A 22,511-nucleotide genomic window follows, 5' to 3' on the forward strand; every position below is an offset into this window, starting at 1 on the left:
ACAATCACTAACAAAGACTACGATTTGCTTTTTCCTCCTGCTTATATCATTGGACAGTTAACCCAAACCTGTCCAAGTATAAGTGAATTAAAAGATAAGCTAAAACCACTCTATATTAATCTCATTAACAAAATTGAGCCCGTAAAGTTTAAGCCATCACGTATTGCAGTTTCTCAATTGGCCCCACTGTACGAGGGTCAAGAGCTGTCAGATTCTGAGAAAGATTATAATGAATGGCATGAAAAAATTACCCAACGTGGCCAACAACATATCAAAGGTTTTGCTATTCCTTCGGTTAATACGGTCAGTGTGGTGTTCAGCAGTGATATGTATATCGGCGCTCAAGTATCGCTGATCAAATATCAAGTTGATTTTAACGATAAGCAACAATCACCGGAGTTAGTGTTAGCAAGAGGGATGGTGACTCAACCATTTCATGATAAAGAAGACAGAAACTCAGAATCTTACGTTGGCACGTTACCATCGGCAACCATGCATTTACCGACGGCATTTGATAACCGTTCATTAAAAAACTTGGCAAGAGGCAGGAAGCTGATTGTTAAAGACGGCTATTACATACTCAGGGTGCAGTTTTATATTGATGATTATTTTAACGAAAATAAAAAATTAAATGATAAAATACCCGAAGCGATTCAATCAGGACGTTTGAAATTTGAGCAAAACCAGACCTCTCCTTTAACCAATAAAGAGAACCAGGACGTTTATACATACGAGTTGAATGAAAAAGTTACCTTTAAAACCATTGGGGGGTTTGGCAAGCTGGCGATTGTTTGTGGTGACCTTATTACGCTTGAAGAATGCCTGTTGTACCAATTTCCTCAAGCTTTACCATCGAGTTATATGGACTTTATGACTAAAAGTGCCAAGCCAGAAGCATTAACAGGCACTGGGGTGAATTCACTTGGCCTTGCTGCTGCAGTCAAGAAAAATACCGTGGGGTTAGCTGAGGGGTTTATGCATGGTGGCAACCCACTCGCAGGTGGTCTGCAAGATACGATGTTCAGTGTTTCTAAAGGGATATGGTCTGATATTGAGCAGAAAATGTTGCCCCCTGCGATCACAAGTGCTGCCGCTTTTGCTTTTGCCTTGACGGCCATTAAAGAGCAAAAAGATGCCTTTAATAAGTCTGTGCAATTTGCCCAATCAGGTAAAACAGTGCTGGAAATGGCCAAAATAGGATTTCGCAAGTCGATTATCGATCTGCCTTATCTCAAGGAAGTTTTTAATACAGCAAGACAAAATAGCTTTAGTCACAATGCAAACAGGCTCGGAGTGCTTTGGTTCAGTGATAAGTTGTCCAAAGTGGCCACGAAGGCATTGCCTATTATAGACGGTGCTGCAAACCTTTATGAGTTGTATGAGCTGTATGAGAAAAAAGGAGAGTTGGAGAAAAAGTTTCTAAAAGACCAACATGACTTTGACACGATATCGGAGAGTTACTTACAGACAATATCTGTTGTTAAAGTCTATCACGACTGGACTACTTCGATAAAGCAGGTACAAGAAGCTTTCAATTATACGGAAGGTCAAAAGGACACGGAAGGTAAAAAGTTAGCTCAAATTATCTCCGATGGGTTAGGTTTAACGATTCATATCAACTTCAAATTTAATAAATGGGAATACGGTGATGGTAATAAAAGTAAAGAGTACTATACAGATCTATGGGGAGTATGCGAAAAAATTAATGGATTGATGATCAAAAATCCTAGCTATAAATTAATTATAGATGGGCATGCCTGCCGGATTGGTACTCAAGAAGCCAATGAAAAGGTGGCCGCCGAGCGTGCAAGGACAGTGACAGGGCTGATTATGGCTCCATACCCTGATACTGATCCAGACCCTACTTTACATGAACGCATTGTAACGAATTCATACGGTAATAGACGTCCGATGTCGGCAGACGAAATTCAATCTGATATGAGTCAAACGGGTGATATGGTGCCTGCTGCGATGAATCGCCGTGTTGAAGTGCGCCTCATTATTCCAAATTATGACGTGGCATTACCCGCAAGTCGATCGGGCATGACAGCGCTTGAAACATCACGGCAAATTCAGCTATCCAATGCAGTTGAGAAAGATGATATTGAATCTGAACAAATAAAGGCCGTTTTGTCTATTGTTAATAGTGCGCTTTTGTTTTCTCCCTTAGCCCCTGTAGCTGCTGGGATAATCTTATTGAAAACCGGTGCTGAAGCTGCGGATTTACTCTTCTCCTTTATTGATGAGTGTATTACTGAAAAAGTCTATTCAGATTTCAAGGCACGATGTAGCAATGTGAGTGCCTTGACACAACTGGATAAAATGCATAAAAAAATCCTTGAGGCTTATCGAAAAATCAATAAGGAAATAGAAAGAAAGGAATTGAAGACAACGGAGGAAGTGACGCAGCATCTCAAAGACGCCAACACCGTTAAAGAGCTACAAAAAAGATATCTCTTAAGAGCATTAGCCCTTAATGGGCTTGTCGAACTTTTAGCGAGAACCTCTCTCTTTAACCAGGAAAAAACCGATCGTGCTGAAGTGCTGGAAGAATATAAAGTACGAGAATTTATTGTTACGTACATTATCAATGATAACTGGGACGTTCCGTCCAGCACATACAATACAATGGCACAGAATTGGATCCAACGACAAAATGGCATCAAGCGGCGAAAGAATCAGGTAAAGGTTGCCAATGCACAAGCTGCAAGAAATAGTGCACGAGAACACCGCAGTGATAAGGGCTTATCTAAACTCGCCAAAAGGGCACAAATTCATGGTGAATTTAATAAAGGGTTCCCTATTCAAGCACGATTATACCAAAATGATCTTGCCAGTGGTTTTGATGACTTTGCCAAAATGTTTGATAATAATATTGAGACATTACAACCTTCACATATTGGTTTTAGCCGTCTTCTCATTAATGTTGATAATGATGATAACCGTTGGGTCCCACTTATAGATTGGGTTAAAAAAGACAGGTCGAACAGAATAACGCCCTTTACCCGAGTTAAGCTGCAACTTATTTTGAAAAAATCAGAGGCACAAAAGAAGAAAAAGCTCTTTAAAGCGCAGGTTGAGTATCGTTGTGATCGACTCTTTTTTGATAGTGATGGCCCTCAATTTGAAGTGTTAATGGCGCCAAGAGAAATGGATTATTTCACTCTTTCTGATGGAAGACTCAAACGGTACTTTGATTCTAATTCGATTGATGGCTATGTAACCGCTTGTGAATTTGAACCAACCTATTGGTTCGGTGAGTATGAAATACCAGGGCTAAAACCATTATTTGGAGCTAATCCATGGACGAGCTTTGAAGATTGGAAAAAGAATGGTCAAGCACGCATGATGCGTTACTACTTTGTTATTAGTGGAAAAACGTTGGATTTATCCGGGAGAGTATATAATAAGCGCACTGAATCATTCATTTATGGTGTTGATGACAATAATACATTGGGCAGTCAGTGTCGAATCAATGAAGAGGGCAAGATTGAAATAGATGGAAATCAGTTCGCCTTATACGATGGCTTAGCAAATAGGAAAGTATTGCTTAACGAGCATGACCTGCTCATTCAAGAGTTTGTAGAAAGTACCTCAGCTAAAGAGCATAGTGGGATCCCCAAATATCTTAAAGGAGACGTAAAATCCTTCTTTGCCGCTGGGGACGGGAATCGTTTTGATTGGTTTGAAAAATCGGCACCAGAATCCTCGATATTAGAATGGACCAACAATAAACCCAAAGCCGTTTATGTTGCGTTACTATCTGAGGGTAATGAGAAGGAAAATTACGCAAAAATGCTACCAAATGATATCCCGATGCTTTTAACTCTTTCGATAGAAGAGCAAGATTCCTTTTTTAAAAATGAAAGTGCGGTAGGACCAAGTTTTCTATCAGAACTAAAAGAAATCGGTGAGTTTTCATTTAAACAATATCCTAACCGTAGTGGCGCCGCGATTATTACTGATGTTAAATTTGCTTTTAATAAATCAGAGGCAGATCAGGAAGTAGAGTTAGCGAAAGACATAAAATTATTTGCCGAAAGCTTTGTTAATAAGGTGGAAAAGAAACCTCAAGGTTACCTCAAAGCTAATGGTGTTAAGAAAACATTATACATCTTGAAATTTGAGCTGACTTACACATCCCCAACAGGAAGTCGTATTAGAGGTTTACGCCCATTTGGCCCAATTATAGACAAGGATAAGGGTGAAATTTTCCCAACAGAATTGACCATTTCATCTTTATCACAAGTAGGCTTGGAGCCGTCTGTGGGTAAATACGACATCAAGGGTGAGCCTAAGTTAGCGCTCAAGGGTAACAAGAGCTATCAATCTACCGCTTTGCCATGGATGAAGATTACTCATGACATCTCAAAAGTAAATATTTCTGCGCATAACTATTGGAATAGTGAATTAAATGATAAGCCGAAAGAAAGAAAGGCTTGGCTTGAAGAATGGATTACCGATAGTCCAACGATTCTAACGGCTCCAGAGCCCAAGGGAGTATAATTAGGTGAGCATGTTAAAAAATTAATATAAATAGTTGGGGCTTATACAGCCCCTTTCTTTCATTTATTATATAACTAACAGTTTATTGAGTAGCTAAAAATGAATACTCCCATAAAGATTAAAAGTATGTTCATCGGCTTATTAATGTTATGGCTAAGTTTGCCTGTATTAGCATTGACAAAGCAGCAAAAAGCAGATGCTATTATCCAAGCTTCGCCAGCAGCACAGCAGCTGATCAAATATATAAAGCCTAACCACGGTGAACTCAGTATCTATGTTGATGGATTAACCGGTAAGATGGGGCCTGATATAACGGAAAAAGATCGAAATAAGCAAAGTTTTACACCGGGTATTTGGGATTATAAATTTACTTATTATGGCACTACAAGAGCCCACAGAGTGATTGCTTTACTTGATAAAGAAGGCCGGATCATCCATTTCATTGCGGAAAGAGATACCATAATTCCAGTGAAGGTGATTCCATCACTTAGCACAGTCAACCACCTGATGTTAAAATGGTCTCAAGTAGAGGGGGCAGTGTTAGATATGAGTCAGTTTAATAACCTTGAGACCATCACTTTAACTCTTAATGGTTTACAGAATATTAAGTTACCTAAAAGTGGTAAACTTATTAGAGCCCAAGTAGAAGAAGAAGACACCATAAATATCGATGGTTTAAGTGATCATAAAAACTTAGACTCTTTGATCCTTTATACAGGTAAGGTAAAAGATTTATCCGGCCTGAACAATAACCCTAATTTAGAATACTTATTAGTTGCATATACGGAGCGAGATGGCAAAGATACAGGTTTAAAAATAGAAACATTTAACAATCTTAAAACACTCATTGCTTCTACACCTTCATATCATGATATCGATGATCTCTATAAATTAGAAAATTTGACCAAACTAAGGTTATTCAGCATAAAGGGAAAAGAAATGCAAGGCTTAAAGTTTCCACCTAATATTGAAGATTTATCTTTATTATATCCCGACGGTGAAAATTTTCCTAACATTAAAGGGCTACATCAATTAAAACGATTGTTTGTTAAGAATACCGATGGGAACTTTATAACTAAGTTATCTGATCTACCTAATTTGATTAAACTGGAGGGTAATAATAACAATCTGCCTAATTTGGAGGGAATAGAAAGTATTCCTAGCTTAAAAGAAATTGATTGTCAGTATTGTAAAGTCGTAGATATTTCTGCTGTAAGGAAGTTACCTAATTTAGAAAATCTTTATTTATATGATAATGAAGTGTATGATATCGCTCCAGCTTTGCTTGCTCCTAAATTAAAGTCGTTATTATTACCTGATAATAAAGTAATAGAAGTGCCCAATTTACCTATTGGTAGTCATTTGAATCAGCTTAATTTATCTGGGAATCCTTTATTACATATAGATGATGAAACAATAAAAACTTATGAAAATGTAGAATTTAGTATCTTTAGAACCCATTTTTATAAAATCTTACCCCGCAAGAAGCAGTTACTTTTTTAAGGAGTGTTTTTGATGAAGCCTAAAGCCAATAAAACCTTATTTAGGATTACGGGGGCATTATTGTTATTACATCATTTACCAAACTTGTGGAGTCGAAGCTGTGATGCGCTGTCGGATGGTGTTATTAGTAACATTTATGATTACATGGCAATTGCGTTTTTCACCACAATGATTTACTGCACCATTCAATGTGTGCGTAATTTTTATAAGACATTTATGACGTAACGGTTCGATAACCCAACATGCTGTGAAGAGCATGTTGGGTATACTTTATGCCAACTGCCCAATCACATAGTCCAGACCGCCGACAATCGCTGCTACCTGTGCATCATTGCACTCTTCATCAGTGACCTTAGGACTGTCAGGGTAGACTTCAGTTGTCGTGCCATAGGTACAACGAGTCACCCCACCACATAAACCAAGCTTAACCATTGGGTATAGGATCACCCCATGTTGAACCACTGCGGAACCAATGATTTCTCCGTTGTGATCAGCAGGTGCAATGTGAGTCACTTTGGCGACAGAATCAATCACAGCCTTTTGAAAATCCAGTTGAGGGTTTTCAGAGTCGCCGACAGTATAAAAACCATCTGGTATCAAACCTTCACTGTATTCAACACCATCTCTTGCAGACAAAGCTGGGCGGAATTCTGTTTCGTCGGTGTCGGTTGTTTCATGCAAATCAATATGCATTAAGATATCACCCAGAGTCGCAACCAGTTTAATTAAATTTGCTGACTCTTCAGCAGGGCTGTCTGCATAGAAAGAACGGTTAGGATCGATAGCATTTGGGTTCCAGCGATTGATCACTTCATAACCCCATGGACTAACACATGGCGCAATGACGATGTTAAAGTACTGTTCATAGCGTTCTGCTTGTGTATCCGCGAATTTTAATGCGCCATGCACACCGCTGGTTTCATAGCCATGAACGCCACCGGTCACCAAGATTGTTGGCTTCGCTGGGTCCCAGTTTTGCGTCTTAATACAAAATAATGGGAAGCGCGATTCGTCGTAAGAAAGAGCACCGTATTGTTCAACGTTAAAACGACCATCAAGCGCTTTAATTTTGCTGACTACTTCCTGCTGATAGCTGCGTTTCACCTCACACTGCTTAAACCAAGCCAAACGTTCTTCTTCTCCCCAAGGCTGGCCTGGGTTTCCAATTGGGTAGTGGTGTTCACTTTTCATCTATACTTTCTTCTGTGTTCTTGGAAATGTAGGCCAAGACTAGACGTGTATAACGAGTAGAGCAACCGAAAATTCCTAGTAATAACAAATTTGTCATTATTTGAGTTGCTGGGCATAATCAGGTAAAACTGTCGTATTTCATTCAATTCAGATACATAAAACAACGATAAGAGATTAATTCAATGGCAGGAGCAAGCTTACTGACGTTATTAGATGATATTGCCGCCGTACTCGACGATGTCGCATTAATGTCAAAAGTCGCCGCAAAAAAAACGGCAGGGGTGCTGGGTGATGACTTAGCCTTAAATGCGCAGCAAGTCTCAGGTGTGTCAGCTGAGCGTGAGATTCCCGTAGTGTGGGCCGTCGCAAAAGGCTCGTTTAAAAATAAGCTTATTCTGGTGCCCTCTGCACTGTTGATCAGCGCTTTTATTCCATGGTTAATCATGCCGCTTTTGCTGTTCGGTGGTCTGTTTCTCTGTTTTGAAGGCGCAGAAAAAATCGTCGAGAAACTGTTTCATCATCCAGCCGATTCAGAGCAGGGCCAATCTTCTGGTGAAGAGATTAGTGAGGGCGAATCTGTTGAAGAATATGAAAAAAGAAAAGTCGCAGGCGCGATCAGAACCGATTTTATCCTCTCAGCAGAAATCATTGTAATTGCTTTAGGCACCGTCACAGGAGCAAACACCCTGACTCAGGTCTTTGTGGTCAGTTTGATTGCAGTGATCATGACCATTGGTGTTTATGGCCTTGTTGCAGGTATCGTAAAGCTTGATGATCTTGGCTTTTATTTGGAGCGAAGTTCAAAAGGGGTAGGAATGAAAGCCAAACTTGGTGCCGCTTTAGTTGCATTTGCGCCCAAACTGATGAAACTACTTGCGGTAGTGGGAACAGCTGCGATGTTTTTGGTCGGAGGCGGCATCATCGTACACAATGTGCCTGCTATTCATCACCTGATTGAACCAATTATTATGGACTTTTCGTCTCATACGTTACTGACGGCAGTGATACCAACGGTTTTAAACGGGTTGATTGGCCTCTTCGCGGGGCTAATCCTAGTTGCTGTGTGGACGGCAGTTGAAAAAGTTCGTCAGTGATAATAGACGGCAGGAGACAGGGCATGCTCCAGTGATGAGAGGTTACTTGGACGAGAGTTGATTTAGGTAAGTAGCGACATAAATAGGCCATTGAATATCAAAGATGCGTCTTCAATGGCCGAACGTAAGAATTTAACTTAGCTGGATATGACGTTTATTTCACTTGCCACTCGATTTTTTCATTGGCACGGATTGGAACCACAATATCTTGACCAAAAGGCATCGATTCTGCGACGTCCCAAGACGCTTTTTCTAATGTAACGGTGTCGCTATTACGAGGAATACCGTAAAAGTCTGGGCCGTTAAAGCTTGCAAACGCTTCAAGATTTTCTAATTTGCCTTCATTTTCGAACACTTCTGCGTAAAGCTCTAGGGCTGCATGAGCAGTGTATGACCCCGCACAACCACAAGCCGACTCTTTTGCTCCTTTAGCGTGTGGTGCAGAATCGGTACCAAGGAAGAATTTTTTACTGCCGCTAGTGGCTGCCTTGATCAATGCTTGCTGGTGGGTATTGCGCTTCAGGATAGGTAAGCAGTAAAAATGCGGTTTAATACCACCGACGAGCATGTGATTGCGGTTAAACAATAAATGGTGAGCCGTGATGGTGGCTGCGACGTTATCAGAAGCGTTATGCACAAATTGAGCAGCGTCTGCAGTTGTTATGTGCTCTAGAACAATTTTTAAGTTCGGGAAGTCGTTCACAATTGGAGCTAATACGCTATCAAGAAACGCTTTCTCACGATCGAAGATATCGACGTCATGATGGGTCACTTCGCCATGAACTAACAGCAACATACCCACTTCTTCCATAGCTTCCAGAACATGGTAGATATTTTTAGCGTCAGTGACGCCAGAATCAGAGTTAGTCGTGGCACCGGCAGGGTACAGTTTAGCTGCAACAATGTGGCCAGTGGCTTTTGCTTTGCGTATTTCATCTGGCGTTGTGTTATCAGTCAGGTACAGTGCCATAAGTGGCTCAAACTGTTCTCCGTGCTCTTCAGCGAGGATACGATCACGGTAGGCTAATGCCATCTCAGTATCGGTAACGGGTGGGACGGTATTCGGCATGATCAGTGCTCGACCGTTGTAACGGCTAATATCGCGAACCGTATCTTTAAGAACTTCGCCATCGCGAAGGTGAACGTGCCAGTCGTCAGGACGAGTAATTGTCAGTGTTGTCATTGATTGCTCCCACCATGTAAGAATTGTGATTGGAGCCAAAACGCCGCTTTTACCTCAAGAGCAAACGCTTGCGCTTAGGCGACAGGATGATAGAGGAATTCCCTTATAATTTCATCACATTTATTGACTTTTATCGTTGCTGGGAGCGTAAATGCCTATTTCATTGTCAACCAAAGGGCGTGAATCGTCCCGGGAAGGAAGAAAAAGAAAGTCAGTATCAGATTGATAAAGAAGTCTTTTTCTAGACCTTTTTCCATATATACCGCGACTGGAGGAAGAATAAGGCAAAGTAGGATAAGTATCAGTTTTCTGTCCACGATGATGACCTCTGTAAATAAATTATCATAAAATAATAAGCGCCGTGCATGCCGACATAAACAATGAGTCGAGGCTGTCTAGCGTTAGTTGTTAACCTTAATAACTAAACATGTTGATTTTATTGTTTATGATTCGGTTTATAATCCTTGGAAGCATCGGGCTCAGAGCATATGATAGTTCAACATTTAAAAAGTACCTTAAGGAAGCGGGTTATGTCGTCATTTACTTTATCGCAAATTAATGTTTTTCCAGTTAAATCCATTGGAGGAGTGGCACTCTCTTCTGCATGGGTAGAGAAACAAGGTTTGAGTTTTGATCGCCGTTTTATGGTTGCTAAATCCGATGGGGGAATGGTGACGGCGAGAAAGTTTCCTCAGATGGTGACGATAAAGTCTGCTCTTGTTGCTGATGGGATAGTGTTTAGCAGTATTGGTGAACAGCCACTAAAGATACGCTACCAAGATTTTAAAATGCAAGAAGCCCCAGCCACGGTTTGGAAAGATAACTTTGTTGCCTACACGACGACCGATGAAGCCGATGATTGGTTCAGTAAAGTCTTGGGCCAACGCGTTGAGCTTTTATTCACGGGCGAACAATCGAATCGTATCCGTGAAAAAGTGGGCCATAATGTCAGTTTTGCCGACGGTTATCCTGTCTTGGTAATCAGCGAAGCGTCACTAGAAGAGCTTAACCGCAGAAGCTCAGAAAAGCACAGTATGGATCAATTTCGTACCAATCTGGTGATTGCTGGGACTCAACCTTTCGAGGAAGACGCTTGGAAGCGAATCCGTATAGGTGAAGTAGAATTTAACTCAGTCAAAGCCTGTGAGCGTTGTATTTTAACCACTGTGAACACCGAAAGAGGCACACTCCGTGAGAGCAAAGAACCGCTTAAAACCTTGCAGCAGTTTCGTGCCAATGAACGAGGCGGAGTGTTCTTTGGTCAAAACCTAGTACCGGTCAATGAAGGGATGATCCGCCAAGGTGATGTGGTTGAAGTACTGGAATATAAACAGCCTGAATTTTATGCCGACAATTCACCAAAGCGCATGACGTTAACTTGTGTCGCACGAGAAGAGATCGCCCAAGACTTTGTGACGTTTTGGCTAGAGAGTGAACAAACGGATCTGCCAAGTTATCTGCCAGGGCAACATTTGCCGATCGATATTGAGCTCGAAGGGAAAAGAGTTCCTCGTCGCTACACATTATCTTCTAGCCCATCTCGACCTGAACGTTATGGGATTTCCGTCAAACGTATCCCGGATGGCCATGTTTCAAACGCGTTACATGACCAATTACAAGTGGGGCAAACGCTCGACGTTCAAGCACCAGAAGGGCAGTTCTACCTTGATCCTAGTCGAGAACAGCCACTCTTGTTGCTATCAGCTGGCAGTGGCATTACGCCGATGTTATCTATGGTGCGTTATTTAGCCGACCACGATCGATTAAATGACGTTGTGTTCTATCACCAGTGCCGCAGTGAGGCAGACATCCCCTGTCTAACGGAGTTACAAGAACTACAGCGCTTGCATCCTGGCCTTGATGTACAAATTTGCCTTACTCAGCCTAGTGATGAATGGCAAGGGTTAAAAGGGCGACTTAGCCTTTCTCATATCAAACAGATTCAGGCGTTAGAGCAGAGACAAGTGTTTGTATGTGGCCCTGATGGTTTTATGCAAAAAGCCAAAAACTTATTGCTTAAAAAAGGCTTACCAGTTGATAACTATCATCAAGAAGCGTTTGGTGTCGCCTTCACTGCACCAAAAGAGATCAAACAAGTTGAGCTTGAGTTTAATGGGACTAAGTTTGTTGGTAACAATCAAAAAACATTACTTGAGCAAGCAGAGGATGCAGGGAAGAGCATTGTGCATAGCTGCCGTGCAGGTTTATGTGGAGCGTGTAAAGTGAATGTAGTATCTGGACAAGTGGATCAACCTGAAGTATTGGCGTTAACAGAAGAAGAACGTGCGATGGGTACGGTGCTCGCTTGTTGTGCCGTGCCAACCACGGATGTGACATTTACCGACTAAGCGCTAGTTTGTAAATATACCCAAGCCTCTTAAGGTGGCTTGGGTATCATTCCCATCACCTATATTATCCATAAAAAGTGGCGGTAAACTGACCGCCACTGATGTTTGTTGCTAAGGCCACAACAGAATGTTTAAACGTAGAACGTTTTAATCGTAGATCGTCGGGATGGGTTGACGTTTGTGCTGCGTGGCTTTGTAAATGGCAATCAGACGCTCACTGACTTGCTCTGATACGGGCTTACCTTCCAGAAAATCATCAATTTGGTCGTAGCTGAGGTTAAGCGCATCTTCATCGGCTTTTTGTGGATCAAGTTCTTCTAAATCTGCTGTCGGTACTTTCTTCACTAACTGTTCAGGCGCACCTAATGTGGCGGCTACTTCACGAACTTGACGCTTGCTAAGGCCAAAAAGCGGAGCAAGGTCACAAGCGCCATCGCCGAACTTGGTGTAGAAGCCTGTGATATTTTCTGCTGAGTGGTCAGTGCCTAAAACTAAACCACCTACATAACCCGCGATTTCGTATTGAGCCACCATACGCGCACGTGCTTTAACATTGCCTTTAACAAAGTCGACTTTTGCGTTATCCGTTGGCAGTAAGCCTGTGCCTTCAAGAGCGGCATGAGAAGCGGCATGTAGGCCATCAACACCGGGCTTGATATTCACAGAAACCGCGTGAGAAGGTTGAATAAATGAAAGTGCAAGCTGAGCCTCATCTTCGTCTTTTTGTTCACCATAAGGCAGGCGAACAGCGATAAATTGATAAGTGGCTTCACCTTCGCTGTCGTTAAGTTGGTTTACCGCAAGCTGTGCTAATCGGCCACACGTTGTTGAATCAACACCTCCACTAATACCCAGTACAAGCGATTTACAACCAGAGGCCTGAAGCTTCTGTTTAATAAAATTAACGCGGCGTTCAATTTCAAAATGCGGATCGATAGAGGGTAATACTCGCATTTCATCACGGATGGATTGTTCCATTACGGTTTCCTTTTCCTGAAAAGAGGGACGACATCAAATCTGTATTTACTTTGTTTCTGTACCCACATTGTTAATGCTGTGGGGCGTCACTTCAAGAGAAAATCTCAGATAGCTCCCCAAGAGGCACGTCAACAATGGTCCCCGGCTGGTTAATTGATCAAAAACCACTCATTTAAACTCAGCCATTATCAATTTGATGCCAAAAAGCACTAAAGTTACTTGGGTATAGTATCATACCCAATTGATCGGATTAGAACACTCCCAACCACAGGAAAGTCTCGGATATGAAAAAAATCGCGGTTTTTGGTAGCGCATTTAACCCGCCTAGTTTAGGTCATAAAAGTGTGATCGAATCACTCAGTCACTTTGATCATATTTTGCTCGAACCGAGTATTGCTCATGCTTGGGGTAAAACCATGTTGGATTACCAAGTTCGGTGTAAATTGGTGGATGCATTTATCGAAGATATGGGGCTTTGTAAGGTGACTCGTTCCCATTTTGAACAAGAGTTACTTAAACCAAACCAGAGTGTTACGACATTTGAGTTGTTAGAAAAAATTCAAGAAAACCATCCAAGTGCCGATATAACTTTTGTAATAGGACCTGACAATTTTTTTAAATTTGCTAACTTTTACAAAGCGGAAGAAATTTTAGCACGTTGGAGTGTGATGGCTTGCCCTGAAAAAGTGAAGATCAGAAGTACCGATATTCGTGGTGCTTTGCAAGCGAGTCAAAGTATTGAACACCTCACTACGCCAACAGTACGTGCACTTCTGCTTGATGAGGGGCTGTATCTAGAGGAGTAAAGTGATTGTGTGCATCAGAGTGTGGTTGAAACCCATCCTAGCGTTACTTTTGTTGATCACTCATTCGGTCATTTCATCGGCGTTTGCGTGTATTGTTTTTACCGAACGGTCCATTCTCTTTGCCGATGACTCAATGATGATGTGCGACCTCGATGGCTTTGTTGCTGCGCCAGACTCGTTCTTATCAAGCATAGAAGCCCCATTCAGCCCTGATGTCCCTAATGAATATAAAGACAACTATTGGGAGCAATGGGCACTGCCCACCAAAGACAACCCGATTCTGACCAAAAAGCACAAGAGCCAGTATTTTGGTTTGGGTTTTTGGTTACCCGAGTCATTACAAAGTGAAGAAACCCCTATGGGGAGCGAAGAGTGGCTTCGCAATCATGGCTTAATGTTCAGTTTCGGTTTTGGTGATAAACACGATGACTCGCCGAGAATTCGATTTGACTATCGTTGGCATGTTCAGCATGATCCGGATTGGAGAATGCAAATAGAAGTTCCCTTCTGAGCATCTTTCCCTGCTAAAGCACTTCACCAAACACAAGCAAACAGAGCTGTTCGTACTCTTCGTTATTACCGTTAAATAGTGTGTCGACGATCACTTGCTGTTTTTTGCCAGAGAGCTTCATTTTTCTCGCTTCTCTCAACGTCAGTATTAAACACAGATCAATGGCGATTTGGGATTCACAGTTAGGGTGCCATTGGTTAATCGAATCTGTAAGAACAGAGCTGTTCAACATTGGTTTTAAAGTGAGTACTTCATGTTTAACGACAGTCAATAAGTCGAGTTGTTGCGCAGAACGGCTTTTCACTTCGGCCATCTTTTCAATTAACGCCACCAGCAAAGCAGAAGGTTTGATGAAACCGGCTTGCTGAGCAAATTTTTCTTGGAGTCGTAGGGAAAAATCGCAGCGCAGAATCTGGGTATTTGGTACACAAGTAATAGAATTCAAACAACCTTGAGGAATCCAAAAGTATTGGCCAGGCTCAATGGCATACTCATGTTTGCCTAACTTAACGATAGCTAAACCTTCTGAAACGGAGAGTAAACTGTGTTTCAACGCCTTCTTTCGGGTTGAGACGGTGAGGAAAGGAAAGCGGTTACTGTTAAATTCAATTGCGTAGTTCATTGTATATACCAAAGTTCTGGACCGATAAGAGTACCGTTAATCCTGAGTAATGCCAACTAGGTCGAGGATTATTTTCATAACTTATATACCCAAGCATCTTGAGGTCACTTGGGCATATACCCAAATGACCTCGAGGTCAGGCTCGCTGAACAGGGTACCTTAATGTGACTTGGGTATATCTATTATGTTTGAAATAAAAAAAGAGTTGAAATAAACATTATTGATATAAAACAACATTCTTAATGTTTATCAACAAAATTGAGTGCCAAGACTGGTATGACCATGTCAAAAGTCCAGTATGAAGTGCTGCGGGGGGACAAAACTATGCGTAGAATGGCCTCGTCCTTTTTAACTCGAATCAAATAATGACTGCGAATACTGACCCTTATATTGAAATTCGTCCTTATAACGATGACGAAATCCCAGCTGCATTGGATCGCTTGATCCAAGATGATGAATTCATCGGCGCTATCTTAGAGCATCGATTTGCCAATAAAGCGAATTGGTTCAAGGCGTTAATGAGCCCTATTTTGCGTTTTTACTTGAAAAGAAAGTGGAGCAAACTGAACTCAGTAGAGTCGATTCAATTTGAGGTGAAAAAATATCTAAGGGATACACTGCGTAAAACAACAGACGGTGTGACTTTTTCTGGTTTAGATAAATTGGACAAAGACAGTGCTTATCTCTTCGTGTCGAACCACAGAGACATCGCCATGGATCCTGCTCTCGTAAACCTAGGTCTACACCAATATGGGCATAAAACGGTACGGATTGCCATTGGTGATAACCTGCTGAAAAAGCCCTGCGCGACAGAGCTGATGAAACTGAATAAAAGTTTCATCGTAAAGCGTTCAGCAAAAGGCCCACGAGAGATGATGAAAGTGCTTGGGCAGCTTTCTGGCTATATTAAGCACTCATTGGAGACGGGCAACTCTATCTGGATTGCTCAAAAAGAAGGCCGAGCAAAAGACGGCAATGACTTTACCGACCCTGCCATCTTAAAAATGTTCCATGTTGAAGGACGCAAACAGAAATTAAGCTTCGGTGAATACACACGCTCACTAAAAATTGTGCCAGTTTCTATCTCTTATGAAAATGACCCTTGTGATCTCGCCAAAGCCAATGAGTTGTTCCAGAAAGCTGAACATGGCCATTATGAAAAAGGTGAGTTTGAAGATATCGAAAGCATTATCCAAGGCATCATTGGTTATAAAGGCCGAGTAGACGTCGTTTTTGGCGATGTGATTGATCAAGAGTTTGAATCACCTGAAGAGTTAGCAGCCGAGCTTGACCGTCAGATTCACCGTAATTATCGACTATTCCCGGTTAATTTACTTGCATCAGGTCATGAAGATGAGAGCATTACTGAGCAAGTTAAATCCCAATGGGCAGATAAGCTTGCTCAATTGCCAACGGGTGCACAGCCTTTCTTAACCGCGAGTTACGCGAACCCAGTAAAAAACCACGATTCATAGTGGATCAGGCCTAAGGCGTATACATCGTCTTAGGCCGAGCTAATGACAGTGCCAGATAAACGCACTCTGAGTTAAGCATTGTAACCCTTCAGGTTAGTGAATATTAGACGACACTCATTCCCAAATTATAACCTCCCGATCATTCTTCAGATTCTTGAGTAAATAAACCAAACCTATTCCAGTGATAAGCATAACCGATTGTTGTTGTAGCACGAAGATCAGTAACCTTGTCTGATATTTAGGAGAGGAAACATGGTCAAAAAAGCAATTGTCGTTGAAGGTGGAGCAATGCGTGGTGTCTTTGCCAGTGGAGTATTGGATGCATTTTTAGCACAAAGCTACAAGCCGTTTGATTTTGCCATCGGCGTTTCGGCAGGAGCATCGAATTTAGTGGGCTATTTAACCGATTACCCGCATCGCAGCATTAATGTCATCACTCAATTGGCAACCAGCAAACGCTTTTTTGATCCGAGTCGTTTTTTGAAAGGCGGAGACTTGATCGATGTAAAATGGCTATTTGAAGAGTCCAATCGCCTTTACCCCATCGATGAAGAGAAATTGTTTGATGGTATTCCGTTGATCGCGACAACGACAAACATAGATACTGGTAAAGCAGATTACTATCATGTGAATCGACATAATTTTAATAGCACAATGGAAGCGACAACAGCATTACCTATTGCTTACAAACAAACTCCCTGTTTTTCTGGCGGCTGCTACACTGATGGTGGACTTGCCGATTCCATCCCGGTAAGAGAGGCGTACAGACGTGGTGCCAGAGATATTACGGTTATCCTTTCGCATCCCTTGGACTATGAGAAAAAGCCAGTAAAAACGCCTTGGTTGATTAAGAAACTGTTTTCCGAGTACCCAAAAATGGCACAAGCTATGCTGCAGCGAGCAGAAAATTATAATGCGTCACTGGATTTTATTCGTAATCCACCCGAGGATCTTAATATTCATGTTATCGCACCACCAACGGGATTTAGTGTACGACGCTTGTCTATGCGACAATCTGTATTATTAGAAGGTTATGAAATGGGGCTCGAAGCGGGGCGTGTACACCTTGCAGAGCACGTCTACTCAGGCACGCTAGATGACTAATATGAATCGTCACACTACCACAGGGGTGCTCTTTTCGCTGTTATCGCTGAGTACCTTGGTGTATATCATGATGAATGGCTCCAATATGTCACTACTTCGATGGCCTTATGAAGCTTTCCAAGGCCTGGCTTTCGCTTTAGTTTGGGGATTTGGTATATCGGTAGTAGCCGGTTATTCAACTGCCATTATTTTTGTTATGAGCGTCGTGATAGGAAGCTTCTTGTTAGGGCGTAAACTCTCTCGTTATTTTGGATAATATGGGCAGCGTTACTTTTTCTGTAGTATCACTTTCGCTATGGTGCTACTGCTCCTCCTAAGGTCAGGTTGCTCGGCCATTGGCTAATTCTATTGCCGCCTAAAAATAGATTTCCTTTAATTGTCAATGTATCAGGAAAGGTTTTAATCTGAGAGCCACCAATATATAAATCGCCTTCCACGATGAGCCCTTCAGGCAGCTCGTTCAAGGGCGTTCGTATAACACTCAGGTCGCCAGAAACTCTTAGGCCTTTTGGTAAGCGTTTTAGTGGTGTATCGGTTAAATTTAAGTACCCACCGAGCTTAACACCGCGTGGCCAACGTTCTATCTGGCTACCTAATAAGTTTGCATAGCCTTTGATTTTAACCCCTGGCTTGATGATCTTTAACGCGCTGTTGGTTGCTTCTAGGCTACCTTTTATTTCAACACTTTTTGGTAAGACCGTAATCGGAGTTTGAGAAATGTTTAGGTTGCCTTTAACGAGTAGGCCTTCAGGCAGGGTGGTATAAGGTTTATTGCGTAAATCAACGTTACCGTAATTATCGGTATGTCCAAACTTAGCATAGTAATCGAGATCATAAGCCAGTGATGAGCATGAGAAGGCAAGTAAACTCAATAAATAAGCTGATAGATAAAGTAATTTACGCATAATCTTAATAATAGTCACTAAGAGGATATAAGAGTAACTTAACCGTTAAGCTAGAGATAAGTCAAAAAGGCTTTAACAGGAAGAGGAAAGCAAGCCGCGAGAATTAAGGCTTGCTTGGTCTGTTTAACGGGCAAGAGAGCGAGTTTTTAGCTCAAAAATTAACTTTTCAGCACTGACGTCAAACTTAAATTGTACGGTCAGTGACTTGGATTCTGAAGTCATCTCGGACGCTTGGTATTTAACCTCAGGGCAAATCGTTTTTGCGACTTCAATGTACTTCATCATTTCCACTTCGAGTTCGGCTGGAGTGTTTGCAAAAAGTGTTACTGCTGCGACGTCATCTCCTTCTTTGATGATGTAGCCCATTTCACCTGCGCATCCACAAGCATCACAAACCTGATTTTCCTCTAATTCTTTATTCATCATTAATCCTCTTATAAAAAATAAGGTTATTTTAGCAGGTATTCGTTTGCTATCTAGAAAAATGCGAGAGTTTGGCCAAAAATCACGCAGCATGCTATGCTGTTAACATTGTGTTAACCGCAGAATGAGAGATAAGTCGAGAATTTAGTGTGATATGTATCAACATTTAAAATCATTTCGCAATTATATTTAAGAGATTTCTGTTTAGTTGTTGAAGTGAAAGGCAATTTATAAGAGTATCACCGCATTCATAATTTTTTACAGAATAGTCACTCTGATGCGCATAAGAAGTGTAAACAATCCTGTACATATATTGGCGACTTTAGTCTTCATTTATATCAGGAAAGTGAAACATAAAGCATCAATGTGAATATGCATTACGCAACTAAATATAATGACCATTTGGTCCCTAACGTCACTTTGGGACACACAAACTGTATTACCAAGGATAATTTTCTGCAGGTCATATGGATGTGAGTGAGATGGATTTACAAAGAGAAGAGCCTAAATATGCCAAAGCGTAGCAAAGAAGATACCGAAATCACTATCCAGAAAATCATGGATGCCGTTGTTGACCAATTGCTTAGACTTGGTTACGACAAAATGTCTTACACGACACTGAGCCAGCAAACTGGCGTATCTCGTACCGGTATCAGCCACCACTTTCCAAAGAAAACAGATTTTACTGCGGCATTGGATGGCCGTATCTTTAAAATGTTTGTTGAACATCTAGAGTTTGAGAAAGGCTTAGAAACATTTTCACAAAGCTGGATTAAGGCGCTAGAAAACAAAGAGTTTCTTGCAATCCTACGTTTGCTTTTTCACCATATTGTTACTTCAGAAAGTGCCCATGAATTTACTGCAAATGGTATCGACCGTTTGTATAAAATGGCAGACAGTCAATTTGGTGCAGGCAGCGACAAAGAGATCGAGTGGCTAATCGGTCGTTCTTTGATTCAAATGAGCAAATAGCAAATTAGTAAATTGACTGTTGCTCTGAGCTGGCTCTATAAAGTCTTAGTAAATCGCAGATTGAGTACTCTGCAGACCTATAAAGTCCCGTTTTGAAACGGGACTTTTTGTTTTTATCGCCGAGCAGATTCAGGTTACTTGGCGATGTACCTTTGTGGTGTTTTCAGGGATGTACCTCGAGACCTAAGCGGCAGCGTGGACTTGGGGAAAGCCGAGTGTTGGGTGCTCTGCAACTATGGCTTCATACCCATACGCTTGTTTAATGTAGTTAGGAGTTAACGTTTGCCAAGGAGAGTCATCACATAAAATCTTCCCGTTGTGCAATAAGATAATTCGATCAGCGTACTGAGAAGCCAAATTTAAATCATGTAACACCATGATTACGGCAGCGTTATTCATGGCGGCTGTCTCGCGGATCAAGTTGAGTGTTTTATGCTGACAAGCTATGTCGAGTGCGGATGTAGGCTCATCGAGCATTAAAATTTGCTTTCCCTCGGCTTGATGCAATTGAGTCAGAACCCTTGCAAGATGTAATCTCTGCTTTTCACCACCAGAAAGAGCAGGGTAAGGTTGTTCAGCTAAATGCAATACTCCGGTTTTCTCCATGTAGTGTAAGGCTAAATCGGTATTCTCTTTGTGTGATGTCGTGAGGGGAAGCGTGCCCAATTCTACGACTTCTTTGGCTAAAAAAGGAAAAGACAAAGCACTGTGTTGAGGAAGTAAAGCCACATGTTTAGCGAAAATTGCTGCTTGCCAGTGTTTTCTTTCTTGACCAAAGTATTGAATCGGCTTGGGAGGGGTAAGTTCACCACTGAGCGTTTTGAGTAAAGTACTTTTTCCTGCCCCGTTTGGCCCTAGAAGTGCCGTGACCTCACCGGCTCGAATATCAATATCGATGTTATCTAAGATAGTACGAGCACCAAACTGAATGGAAATGTTTCTGCCGGAAAGGACAGCTGTATTGATCATAATGCTTTCTCTTTCTGTTTGTACAAGAGGTAAATAAAGAATGGAGAGCCAAATAAAGCCGTAATAATACCGACAGGAAGCTCTGCAGGTGCGACAATGACCCGTGATGACATGTCTGCCAAAGTGAGCAAAAGAGCCCCTAGAAAGGCTGAGACAGGTAAGAGGGTACGGTGATCGGGCCCAGTAAGCATTCGACCTAAATGTGGGATGACGAGTCCAATAAAGCCTATGATGCCGCACAAACTCACACTTACCCCGACTCCCGCAGCAGACAATAAAATCATCCGTCTTTTGAGTTTTTGTACATCAATCCCCAAGTGCTGGGCTTCTGAATCCCCCAAAAGAAGGGCATTAAGTGGCTGGGCATCTCTAGAGAAATAAAAGAGCAGAACACATAGGATAACGGCAGCGAGCCCGACTCCGCTCCAATTGGCTCCTGCTAATGAGCCCATCGACCACATTGCTAGGTCGCGAAGCATTTGATCGTTAGCCACAAAATTTAAATAACCAATAACAGCTCCTGATAACGCTGTGATAGCAATCCCTGCCAGAAGCATGCTGGTCACTGAGGTGCCAAACTGGTTTGTACCTATTTTATAGGCGAGGACTGTGGTTAATGCACCACCAACAAAAGCAAAGAATGGCAGAGTCAGCAAATCCATGAAAAGCGGGAAGTGTTGGCTAAGATCGGCAAAAACAACAATCGCTAATGCACCACCGAGCAGGGCTCCTGCAGAGACTCCAATCACACTCGGTTCGGCTAATGGATTACGAAATACACCTTGCATGACCACTCCACACACAGCAAGGCTGGCTCCAATCAGTAAGCTCAGTAAAGTACGAGGTAAGCGTATTTCATTAATAATCAGTTGTATATTGGGCGCGAGATCAGTGTCATAGCCAATCAAACTGCGCAAGCTGTCTATAAAACTGATATCCATAGGGCCAATGGTTATGGATGCTACCATCGCAGTTAACAACAGCAAACACAGCACAGATAAGGTGGTTGATAAGGGCAGTCTCTTCAACGGCATAATAGTCTCTATGGGTACAGTAGTTTGTTGATACGAGTCGCTTCAGATAGGCTTTTTAAGCCAATACCACCGATGAGCGCTTGTCCATCAATAGGGTAAATCTGTTTGTTTTTACCTGCGGGCGTCGCTTTCAGTAAAGGCATGGCTTGTAAAATGTTATTGATGTCTGAAGGTTCGCTGCTATTCCGGCCACTGATCAGGATGACATCGGGTTGAAAGTTAATGATTGACTCGCTGGAAAGCTGTTTGTAGGACGACAGCTGTTTTGCGGCAGGGTTTGTTCCACCAGCTAGGGCAATCAGTGTATCAGGTGTGGTGTCCGCTCCTGCAACTTTAGCAGGCCTTCCTTCGTGGATAAGAAGAAACAGTACTTTCTTTTTTTCACTATTGGCAGGGTGACGTTTTTTTAAGCTATCGACTTGTTCTTGAACATTTTGCTTCACTTGGCTGGCTTGCTGCTGGGCCTGCACAAGATCTGCGATTTGATCAATACGAGTCAACAAACCATTTATGGATAAATCTGAGTTAACGACATTGATACTTACTCCTGTTGAGGCGAGTTGTTCCAGTACATTTTTAGGCCCCATTTCACTTGAGCCAATCACCATGGTGGGATTAAGTGCTAAGAGCCCTTCACTTGACAGTTGGCGATGATAGCCGATTTTAGGAAGAGTCGCGGTTTCTGGCTGTTCACTGGTGACATCAACCGCAATCAGCTTCTGTTCGGCGCCGAGCATGATAAGCAATTCCGTAATGGCACTGCCTGCACTGACGATCCGTGGTGACAATGCATTGTCACTCGTTGCGTTGGACAAATTCGCAGTCAGTAACACGACAGTGGCCATTAAGGTCCTAAAATAAAGCGGAAGTTTTATTCTCATACACTT

21 protein-coding genes are annotated in these 22,511 nt (G+C 42.0%); 11 read left to right on the plus strand and 10 right to left on the minus strand.

Annotation, left to right across the window (positions count from 1 at the left end; all coding sequences use genetic code 11):
- Window positions 1-327: 327 nt before the first annotated feature.
- The 3 genes from BS333_RS15640 (at window position 328) to BS333_RS15650 (ending at window position 6,234) form a co-directional block, all read left to right on the plus strand.
- Window positions 328-4,506, plus strand: a complete 4,179-nt coding sequence (locus BS333_RS15640; RefSeq protein ID WP_237359117.1) for an OmpA family protein — start codon at window positions 328-330, stop codon at window positions 4,504-4,506.
- Window positions 4,507-4,632: 126 nt separating this feature from the next.
- A complete protein-coding gene (locus BS333_RS15645) occupies window positions 4,633-6,009 on the plus strand; it encodes a leucine-rich repeat domain-containing protein (RefSeq protein WP_033003361.1) in 1,377 nt (458 codons plus the stop codon).
- Window positions 6,010-6,021: 12 nt separating this feature from the next.
- On the plus strand, window positions 6,022-6,234 hold the full coding sequence (locus BS333_RS15650; RefSeq protein WP_021708546.1) for a hypothetical protein: 213 nt from the start codon (window positions 6,022-6,024) through the stop codon (window positions 6,232-6,234).
- A gap of 45 nt (window positions 6,235-6,279) precedes the next feature.
- Here BS333_RS15650 and BS333_RS15655 read toward each other — a convergent pair whose 3' ends face one another.
- Window positions 6,280-7,200, minus strand: a complete 921-nt coding sequence (locus BS333_RS15655; protein ID WP_021708547.1) for a M14 family metallopeptidase — start codon at window positions 7,198-7,200, stop codon at window positions 6,280-6,282.
- Between the two features lie 182 nt (window positions 7,201-7,382).
- On the opposite strand from BS333_RS15655, the gene BS333_RS15660 reads away from it, so the two are divergent.
- Window positions 7,383-8,294, plus strand: coding sequence for a DUF808 domain-containing protein (locus BS333_RS15660; protein ID WP_021708548.1), 912 nt, complete (start codon window positions 7,383-7,385; stop codon window positions 8,292-8,294).
- 154 nt (window positions 8,295-8,448) lie between these two features.
- Here BS333_RS15660 and pyrC read toward each other — a convergent pair whose 3' ends face one another.
- Both pyrC and BS333_RS15670 read right to left on the minus strand, forming a co-directional pair.
- Window positions 8,449-9,477 carry a dihydroorotase gene (pyrC, locus tag BS333_RS15665; protein WP_021708549.1) on the minus strand — a complete coding sequence of 343 codons (1,029 nt, stop codon included), beginning with the start codon at window positions 9,475-9,477 and terminating at the stop codon, window positions 8,449-8,451.
- Between the two features lie 155 nt (window positions 9,478-9,632).
- Entirely contained in the window at window positions 9,633-9,797 is a 165-nt protein-coding gene (locus tag BS333_RS15670) for a YqaE/Pmp3 family membrane protein (protein ID WP_081638570.1), read from the minus strand.
- A 210-nt stretch (window positions 9,798-10,007) separates the two neighbouring features.
- On the opposite strand from BS333_RS15670, the gene BS333_RS15675 reads away from it, so the two are divergent.
- A complete protein-coding gene (locus tag BS333_RS15675; protein ID WP_021708550.1) occupies window positions 10,008-11,825 on the plus strand; it encodes a hybrid-cluster NAD(P)-dependent oxidoreductase in 1,818 nt (605 codons plus the stop codon).
- 147 nt (window positions 11,826-11,972) lie between these two features.
- Here BS333_RS15675 and nadE read toward each other — a convergent pair whose 3' ends face one another.
- A complete protein-coding gene (gene nadE, locus BS333_RS15680; RefSeq protein ID WP_021708551.1) occupies window positions 11,973-12,803 on the minus strand; it encodes an ammonia-dependent NAD(+) synthetase in 831 nt (276 codons plus the stop codon).
- 284 nt (window positions 12,804-13,087) lie between these two features.
- Here nadE and BS333_RS15685 point away from each other — a divergent pair, with 284 nt between their 5' ends.
- Both BS333_RS15685 and BS333_RS15690 read left to right on the plus strand, forming a co-directional pair.
- Window positions 13,088-13,609, plus strand: a complete 522-nt coding sequence (locus BS333_RS15685) for a nicotinate-nicotinamide nucleotide adenylyltransferase (RefSeq protein WP_021708552.1) — start codon at window positions 13,088-13,090, stop codon at window positions 13,607-13,609.
- Between the two features lie 7 nt (window positions 13,610-13,616).
- A complete protein-coding gene (locus BS333_RS15690; protein WP_227739110.1) occupies window positions 13,617-14,120 on the plus strand; it encodes a hypothetical protein in 504 nt (167 codons plus the stop codon).
- A gap of 13 nt (window positions 14,121-14,133) precedes the next feature.
- Here BS333_RS15690 and BS333_RS15695 read toward each other — a convergent pair whose 3' ends face one another.
- Complete coding sequence (locus tag BS333_RS15695) at window positions 14,134-14,742, minus strand: hypothetical protein (protein WP_021708554.1); 609 nt, start codon at window positions 14,740-14,742, stop codon at window positions 14,134-14,136.
- A gap of 365 nt (window positions 14,743-15,107) precedes the next feature.
- Between BS333_RS15695 and BS333_RS15700 the strand changes: the two genes are divergently transcribed.
- From BS333_RS15700 to BS333_RS15710, 3 genes are all read left to right on the plus strand, one after another.
- The gene (locus BS333_RS15700) at window positions 15,108-16,217 is read left to right on the plus strand and encodes a 1-acyl-sn-glycerol-3-phosphate acyltransferase (RefSeq protein ID WP_021708555.1); all 1,110 of its coding nucleotides are present in this window, start codon (window positions 15,108-15,110) and stop codon (window positions 16,215-16,217) included.
- A 252-nt stretch (window positions 16,218-16,469) separates the two neighbouring features.
- Window positions 16,470-17,321: a patatin-like phospholipase family protein gene (locus BS333_RS15705; RefSeq protein ID WP_021708556.1), complete on the plus strand. Its 852-nt coding sequence runs from the start codon at window positions 16,470-16,472 to the stop codon at window positions 17,319-17,321.
- A gap of 1 nt (window position 17,322) precedes the next feature.
- The gene (locus BS333_RS15710; protein ID WP_033003369.1) at window positions 17,323-17,577 is read left to right on the plus strand and encodes a hypothetical protein; all 255 of its coding nucleotides are present in this window, start codon (window positions 17,323-17,325) and stop codon (window positions 17,575-17,577) included.
- Window positions 17,578-17,614: 37 nt separating this feature from the next.
- Here the strand turns inward: BS333_RS15710 and BS333_RS15715 are convergent, their stop codons facing one another.
- On the minus strand, window positions 17,615-18,226 hold the full coding sequence (locus tag BS333_RS15715) for a hypothetical protein (protein WP_033003362.1): 612 nt from the start codon (window positions 18,224-18,226) through the stop codon (window positions 17,615-17,617).
- Window positions 18,227-18,349: 123 nt separating this feature from the next.
- A complete protein-coding gene (locus BS333_RS15720) occupies window positions 18,350-18,649 on the minus strand; it encodes a DUF406 family protein (protein ID WP_033003370.1) in 300 nt (99 codons plus the stop codon).
- A gap of 510 nt (window positions 18,650-19,159) precedes the next feature.
- Here BS333_RS15720 and BS333_RS15725 point away from each other — a divergent pair.
- Window positions 19,160-19,621 (plus strand): TetR/AcrR family transcriptional regulator, encoded by a 462-nt coding sequence (locus BS333_RS15725; RefSeq protein WP_021708560.1) that lies wholly within the window; start codon window positions 19,160-19,162, stop codon window positions 19,619-19,621.
- A 183-nt stretch (window positions 19,622-19,804) separates the two neighbouring features.
- Here BS333_RS15725 and BS333_RS15730 read toward each other — a convergent pair whose 3' ends face one another.
- Genes BS333_RS15730 through BS333_RS15740 form a run of 3 tightly spaced genes read right to left on the minus strand, consistent with a single transcriptional unit; the run spans window position 19,805 to window position 22,469 of the window.
- Window positions 19,805-20,587 carry a heme ABC transporter ATP-binding protein gene (locus BS333_RS15730; protein WP_033003371.1) on the minus strand — a complete coding sequence of 261 codons (783 nt, stop codon included), beginning with the start codon at window positions 20,585-20,587 and terminating at the stop codon, window positions 19,805-19,807.
- Window positions 20,587-21,624: a FecCD family ABC transporter permease gene (locus BS333_RS15735; protein WP_021708562.1), complete on the minus strand. Its 1,038-nt coding sequence runs from the start codon at window positions 21,622-21,624 to the stop codon at window positions 20,587-20,589. The genes BS333_RS15730 and BS333_RS15735 overlap by 1 nt, the downstream gene beginning before the upstream one ends.
- Window positions 21,625-21,632: 8 nt before the next feature.
- Window positions 21,633-22,469, minus strand: a complete 837-nt coding sequence (locus tag BS333_RS15740) for a heme/hemin ABC transporter substrate-binding protein (RefSeq protein WP_021708563.1) — start codon at window positions 22,467-22,469, stop codon at window positions 21,633-21,635.
- Window positions 22,470-22,511: the final 42 nt, after the last annotated feature.

Origin of the sequence: Vibrio azureus, assembly GCF_002849855.1 — a bacterium.
GTDB classification, from domain to species: Bacteria; Pseudomonadota; Gammaproteobacteria; order Enterobacterales; family Vibrionaceae; genus Vibrio; species Vibrio azureus.